The following is a 7428-nucleotide window of genomic DNA, read 5'->3' on the forward strand; positions in this document are numbered from 1 at the left end:
AACAATTTCCTCTTCCTCTGTTGCCTTTATTTCCCCCTCGGCTTCCACTACATTCTCTGGTACTTCTTCCCCTGACTCACTTGCCCCTATTGCTTGTGAATCAGCTGCATTCATTTCTGTGGCTAATATTTCTCCTGCGGAGAATGACATGACAGTTAAAAATAGAGTAGCCCCACAAATCCATTGTTTCCCCTTCTTCCACATTCGCCAATTTTTTTGTTGCCTTTCTTTGCGCAAATAACTCAAGTTTTTTCTCTCCTAACTTCTTTATAATCCGCATTTCCAATAAATACTTTTACATGATAATAATTATTATGTATTTCCACCTTTTTCAAAACACATTTCCTGTGCTGTTCCATTCATTTCAAACCATAATGCTTTTTTAATATGAACAAGCAATGAAATAATTAGTTATTTACTCTTTTCATCATGTGTCCCCATAATAAATTCTTATGCACTAATACTTCTTCAACAAAACCTGCCTAGAATAATCAAATCTCATCCTATCTAAAAGTTTGTCTTCTATTATCAATAACAGAACTAATTCATAAATACTATACATATTTATTTGCATTAGCAGCATAAATAGCTCGATAAGCCCTATTAAAAATATTTTCATACTACTTAGCTTCAAGCGTATTAAGTGCCACGCCAAAAGAAACAACTCTATTAATCAAACATGTAAAATACTAGGAGTATTAAGCGAAACAAATTAGTGATCTATTACTTGCAAAAGCAGCTCAATCTATCTTGTTTCAAACCTAAATATAGAAGGAGTGATTCTATGATATATGCGTTTAGTTTGGCCTTTATTAGCTCACCTCACTTTATGCGCATCTTTATGACAATTTGTTCGCTATTCATTTTATGCGGGCCTACCCTACTTGGGTTTAGATATTTTAAAAATAAAAAACAATATAAAAAAAGAGACTTTTTGGAGGAGGAAAAATTAATTGAAGAAATTTATGAAAGAAATGAAAACGGGAAATTTCCTTGGGAAGAAAAACACATCGAAAAATGATAGCCCAAAGAGCGTTCTTGGTACTATAGAATTCCCATTTAATGGGCTAGTATCCACTCAAAGTCATGCAAGCTCATCGTTTGAATTCAACAAACAAATGATTGAATTCCTTAATGAGCATCATATTTATACAATGAATGATAAAGCTATACAAAATATCGGGAATCCTAAGCTCATCGTAAGTAATCACGCTGTTATTGAACCATACACCGCGTTTTTACTAAGGAACACTTTTCATTCAATGGGCGCTTTCTCCTCTTCTTTTAGTTCCTTACCAATTAATACAGTTGTAGGTAGATATTCTTCATTAGCTCATAATATTCAACGGTTAGGTGGTAATCATCCTACAGATCGATTTACCACATCAATGTTAACTTATTCTCAAAACCTTTCCATTTTTGATGCATATACCTCTGATACTGAAGAAAGCTTTGCGTGCAAACCATCCTCAATTTCTAATTACTCCCCAATTATTATTGGAAATGATGTATGGATTGGTCAAGATGTTTGTTTTGTAGCTACAGGAATTACCGTTGGAAATGGAGCAGTAATTGCTGCTGGTTCTATCGTCACAAAGGATGTCCCCCCCTATGCTATTGTGGGAGGAGTTCCGGCAAAAGTTTTAAAATATCGTTTTGATGAAAGTACTTGTAAAGAGTTACAACGTTTACAGTGGTGGGATTACGCCTACACAGATTTCGAAGGCATCGAAGGAGACACTTCTATAGAAAACTTTATTGAAAAAGTTTCTTATCTAATTGATAACCAATTAATTCAACCGTTTACTCCTACACCTGTAACGATTAAGGATTTCAAACTAGCAGTCGAATCCGATGTGGATTCACAAAAAACAAATGAAAGTAGTGATGTTTAATTATGACAGTCTACCATATTAATAAAGCCATTGGACTTGCTTCTTCTGGTGTTGAATATGCGCAAAAATATAGAGATTTAGCTCTCCAATCAGTAAAAATGAAGCAACGTTTCATTTTTACTGATTATCTAGGTACAAACTTGATTTACTTTACAACACTATTAGGCTTAAACTCTGAGGATATAATTGGTATTTATGGTTTTCTAGCAAACCAACAAAACCATTCATCTGTTTATGAGCTAGAATCTTTCGAAAAACAATTAAATGATTCTTTTCAAAAAAAAGAATTACCCAACCAAGTAATCTATACATTGCCTAATTCCACTGTTTCGTACAGAGTTTGGTTGATTAATGAAAAATTTGTGGACCGAGTGGATGTTTTGCATAACCAAAAATTAATTCGTGCAGAACATTATTCAGACAGACTTACTAATACAGAATACTATAGCAATGGACAAGTAATCTCTCGGACTTTTTTCGCCGAAGATGGTAAGGTGGCTTATCGGCAGTATTATGAAAATAGAGAAATATCCTTAACAGTTATAGATGACAAAATTTTAATTGGGAGAAATGCTTTTTTTCAAGAATTTTTCCGCCGATTAAATTGGAATTCTGAAGATTGTATTATACTAGATCGTAGTACTGAGCTTGCTGACGCTGTATTCCCTCAAGCAAATGGTGCACGTATCGGCATTCCCATTCATGCAGAACACTATAATTTAACTTATTCTAATAAAAATAGAGTCCTTTGGAATAATTTTTACGAATATGTCTTTGAAAATGATAAATATGTAACCTGGTATATTACAGCAACAGAGGAACAAGCAGTCACTCTAAAAAAACATTTTAAACTAATGCATAAGGACACTACAAAAATCCATGCTATTTCTGTAGGCTGTATCACTCCCCAAAATACAACTCCTTCCAAAGATAGTAAGTACGATCTGCTCACAGTATCACGTTTAGCCAGTGAAAAACATCTTGATTTGTTGATAGAAGCTGTAGCAACATCAAAGAAAAAATTCCCCCAACTCACTTTATCAATTTACGGAGAAGGTGGTCTTAGATCTTCTTTACAACAACTTATTACAAAATTAGATGCCGCTGATTATATATTTTTAAAAGGTCATCAAGAAATGGAGGAACATTACCCGAACTATGGAGGATATATCACAGCCTCTTATTCAGAAGGATTTGGCTTAACATTATTAGAAGCGATTGCCTATAGCATTCCAATGGTAGGTTTCCAGGTTCCTTACGGAAACACCGAATTTATAAAAGATGGAGTAAATGGCTATTTAGTGAAAAAAGAATCTACTGAAAAACAAAATATAGCTAACCTCGCTAAAGGAATTGCAAAATTATTAAGTAATAGTTTTAACTCGGAAAAATCCACTGCTTTTAGTCAAAAGAAAGCAGCTGAATATACCATAGAAAAAATCGGTGAGAAGTGGAACCGTCTTTTTAAGGAGGATACGCATGAATATTTTACTAGCTGATTATCATCAACAGGAAACCAAACGATTAATTCAAAGCTTATCTTTAGCTTCTATTAAATATACAACAGCAGTCATCCATTATGAGGGAGACCTTCCCTTTGGATTCTATTCTCCATTCACTTATTTTACTGGATGGCACAAGTATGAAGGGGAAGGATTATTTTTCAATGAAATTGAAGTTCCTTCTTTATATGAAATCCGTCATCGTGATACTGCAGGTGGAACCATTTATTCTGGAAATTTCATTGTCGGTAAATTCCACTACTTTAAAAATACGCAACGTATTGTAAAGCAAGTCGATTGGTTAGATTTAAAAGGAAGCATTGTGTTTAGCGATTGTTATTCTATTCAAGGATTTAAATATGCAACGCAGCTATACTCTCCGGATAAGAAACTCTTTCAAAAAAACTTTTTAGACGCAGAAGGCAATGAAGTAATTAACTGGAACTTAAGTAGTGGTACAATTACGTTGAAATCCAATAATAAAACACATGAATTTTCTACGCTTACACACTTTACTTCTTACTTTGTTGATGTACTTCAAAAATCTGGTGAAGTTGGCCTAATAGACCAATTATTTATTAATAGTCTTTCTTTCCCATTGTTTGTTGCTGACAACCTCACTATTCCGACTACATTATTTTGGCAAGAACTTATTAAAGATGCTATTCCTCAAAATATGGTGAACCATCTGAACGAGAAAAAGGCCGTTCGCAAAATTATTTTTGAATCCGATGCCGAATATAAAAAAGTCTATACTTTGCATGCTAAAGACACCCATGTGCAATTACATTATCTATCACCGTTAGAGAAATTTGAACGCGCACATAAGAAAACACATAAAGCGCTTGTTTTAACTAGGAGCGATAATTTACACCACATCGAAGAAATATTAGATGCTATTCCTCAACTTGAGCTCACAATCGCTGCCCCAACAGAAATGAGTCAAAAATTATATAGCTTAAAAGAAAAACATGCATCTATCTCTCTCATTCCTTCAGTCTCTGAAAAAGATATTGCTACTTTGCTTAAAACACATGATATTTATTTAGATATCAATGCTGGTAGCGAAGTAGATGATTGTGTTTATCAGGCCTATCGCCAGAAATATGTAATATTAGGATTTGAAGAGGTTGCTAAAAATCCACGTTATTCGTTTTTACATCCTCTAGTTGATTATTCAAAGCTAATAGAAATGTTGCAAAAAGCTATTACTAGTCCTAAGTATGAAAATGAATTGGTAAATGCATTAGAACAGAAACATGGTGCAAAATCTACAATCAAACAATATCAAAAAACACTAAAAAATAAATAGCTTTCATACAGATGCTACCAAATAAGCGTTCCTTATTTGGTAGCATCAATATATCTAAAAGAGGTGATAACTATATACAATTCAAATGTTTTACACGCCGCACGTAAACGCTTAAGATTTATTTTTTCAGAATTTGATCATGTTTACTTCTCATTTAGTGGAGGAAAAGACAGTGGAGTTATGTTAATGCTAGCAGAAGAAATTGCGAAAGAAATGAATAGATGTTTCGATATACTAATATTAGATATTGAAGCAAACTATACAGATACTGTTCGCTTTATAGATCGGGTTAAACAACTCTCTTGTATTCATAAAATTTTTCATTTTTGTTTGCCTTTTTACGAAGATAATAATTCAAGTATATTTCAACCTCAATGGATTATGTGGAATCCAGAAGAAAAAGATAAATGGATTCAACCAATGCCAGAAGATGCCATTACACTAGAAAAGTTGGATGATCGCCTTTTAAAATTATTTTTCAAATGTGATGGTAATCCAGATAAATTTTTGCAATATTTTTCCAATTGGTACCACGAAGTTCATAACTTCGAAAGCGTCGCTTGTGGTATTGGTTTGAGAATGGACGAAAGTTTAGTTAGATATACTGCAATAAAACATGGGCGAAATAAATACAAAAAGCGACCCTGGATAAATCGTTACATACCCGGTATTTATAAATTTTATCCTATATTTGACTGGAAATTTGATGATATATGGGCAGCGGTTTATCAATTTAATTGGGACTATAATAAAGTATATGATCGAATGTATAAAATAGGTACTCCTTTTAGAAAAATGAGAATCTGCCAGCCTTTTGGCCTGCATCAAAGAATCGGATTAGAACAAATTGCTAAAATAGAGCCTCTTATTTGGGAACGTGTTGTCAATCGAGTCAGTGGAGCTAATTTTGGCAGCTTATATTCTAAAACTTCTCTATTAGGTTATTCAAAAACAAAAAAACCTGCTCATATGAGTTGGCAGGAATATGTGATATTTTTATTAGAGAGCTATGGTTTATATACTCCCATACTTAGAGATCATTATTATAGAAAATTTAAAATCCTGATGACCTATTATGAGAAAAACTTCCAAATGACCATTGATGATATCCCCGAAGAAGCATCTAGAAAAGAATGGGAAAAAGATGAGCGCTTGTGGCACAACTGGAAATCTTTAGCAAGAGTACTTGAAAAAAATGATTTTGCACTAGTAACTAGACAATATAGCTTAACGAAAATAGATGAACAAGAACTCTATCATTTATACGATGAATTCCAAGGGGCCTTAGGAATTCAAAGTTTAAACGGGAAAGTATATAAAAAAATAATTCATAATTTATTAAATCCAACCAGTTAGGAGGAATTGTACTTTGAAATCTAACATTACCTTTCCTGTGTTAAATGTGTGCTTAGTAAATATTGATAAAATTGTAGCAAATGATTATAACCCTAATAAAGTTGCTCCTCCAGAATTAGAGCTTCTAAAAATTTCTATTATTGAAGATGGTTTTACACAACCTATTGTTTGCTACTATGATGGAGAAAAAGATGAATACAAAATTGTAGATGGTTACCATCGATATTCTGTAGCCAAAAATATTTTGCATCTAAAAGAAATTCCAGTAACTGTAATTAACAAGCCTCTAGTAAATAGAATGGCTAGTACAGTCAGACATAATCGTGCACGGGGCACACACAGTATTGATGGAATGACTAACTTAATAGAAAGCCTCATAAATTTAGGCTGGAAAGATTCAGAAATTGCATTAAATTTAGGGATGCAACATGAAGAAGTAATCCGTTTAAAACAATCTACGTTTTTAAAAGATATTTTTATGCATCATACCTTCTCTAAAAGCTGGAAAGAATTTGAAGATACCTATTATCCAAAGGAGTGAGTACATTGAAAATCACTTGGTATATCCCCCCTTATAATAAACAAGCCTTTTATAACTTAATGGCCCCTTTTTTCGCAGAAAAGATATGGAAATACCAATTCCCATACTTAGTAAATACTCCCGAGAAAAAATGGTGTCTTTTAATTGATAAAGATAAAATAATTGGCTTTTCATCTTATATGGTGGTAAAGAAAGGAATTGAAATTGGCGAAATTTATGGCCTTACTGAAGAGGCTTGGAGAAAGATAACTTCGAACACCTTAAAAAAAATAGCTAAAGATGAAGTTAGCTTTCATCTCTTTACAGATGTAAAAAAAGTTGATACATATCAATTGCAATTTTTTCGAGATAAAGGCTTTGAAATATATAGAGAAACTAAACATTTTGCTTTTTTAAAACGTAATGATGAGTGGAAAAAGAAATTGTATGAGGATTAGTCTCCCATAAATAGTAAACACGCCCTAACTGCTAAGAAAGCAATTAGGGTGTTTTTTTATTAGATGTATCACTGTCAACAATAGCCATTCTGTAGTAGTCTAGCAGTCATTTCCTGTATGTAATAAATGATTGTTTCTCCTTTAACATCCAATATAGGTATTTGTAGTACTTCAAACTATTCATTTAGTGCTTTATTACCAAAATATTTCTTTATCCGTTACATGCTTTCTCCTTCTTAACTTCCTCATTTCAGAATGAGTCCCACTAAAATAAATATTACTTTGTGATACTCCGTTATCCTGCCAGACATAGCTTACCTCTTGTTCCTCATTAAGCAGATCTTCCCATTTTATCGATGAGTCTTCATATTCCCCTCCATTAGAG

Annotated in this window: 8 protein-coding genes; 6 read left to right on the forward strand and 2 right to left on the reverse strand. The window is 33.0% G+C overall.

The features are described 5' to 3' along the window. Positions 1 to 246, reverse strand: a 246-nt coding sequence (locus tag HCB45_RS14680; RefSeq protein WP_185620390.1) for a KxYKxGKxW signal peptide domain-containing protein, incomplete at its 3' end; no start/stop codon positions are given. Positions 247 to 953: 707 nt separating this feature from the next. On the opposite strand from HCB45_RS14680, the gene HCB45_RS15445 reads away from it, so the two are divergent. From HCB45_RS15445 to HCB45_RS14710, 6 genes are all read left to right on the forward strand, one after another. Continuing rightward, a complete protein-coding gene (locus tag HCB45_RS15445) occupies positions 954 to 1895 on the forward strand; it encodes a CatB-related O-acetyltransferase (protein WP_312026339.1) in 942 nt (313 codons plus the stop codon). 2 nt (positions 1896 to 1897) lie between these two features. Beyond that, complete coding sequence (locus HCB45_RS14690) at positions 1898 to 3394, forward strand: glycosyltransferase (protein WP_185620391.1); 1497 nt, start codon at positions 1898 to 1900, stop codon at positions 3392 to 3394. Continuing rightward, the gene (locus HCB45_RS14695) at positions 3375 to 4709 is read left to right on the forward strand and encodes a glycosyltransferase family protein (protein WP_185620392.1); all 1335 of its coding nucleotides are present in this window, start codon (positions 3375 to 3377) and stop codon (positions 4707 to 4709) included. The genes HCB45_RS14690 and HCB45_RS14695 overlap by 20 nt, the downstream gene beginning before the upstream one ends. Before the next feature lie 63 nt (positions 4710 to 4772). Continuing rightward, entirely contained in the window at positions 4773 to 6065 is a 1293-nt protein-coding gene (locus tag HCB45_RS14700) for a DUF3440 domain-containing protein (RefSeq protein ID WP_312026340.1), read from the forward strand. A gap of 13 nt (positions 6066 to 6078) precedes the next feature. After that, positions 6079 to 6606, forward strand: a complete 528-nt coding sequence (locus tag HCB45_RS14705; protein ID WP_185620393.1) for an IbrB-like domain-containing protein — start codon at positions 6079 to 6081, stop codon at positions 6604 to 6606. Between the two features lie 5 nt (positions 6607 to 6611). After that, positions 6612 to 7043, forward strand: a complete 432-nt coding sequence (locus HCB45_RS14710) for a hypothetical protein (protein WP_185620394.1) — start codon at positions 6612 to 6614, stop codon at positions 7041 to 7043. Between the two features lie 195 nt (positions 7044 to 7238). Here the strand turns inward: HCB45_RS14710 and HCB45_RS14715 are convergent. Further along, the coding region (locus HCB45_RS14715; protein WP_185620395.1) for an Ig-like domain-containing protein at positions 7239 to 7428 on the reverse strand (190 nt) is incomplete at its 5' end.

This window comes from Listeria farberi, from assembly GCF_014229245.1.
Classification (GTDB): domain Bacteria; phylum Bacillota; class Bacilli; order Lactobacillales; family Listeriaceae; genus Listeria; species Listeria farberi.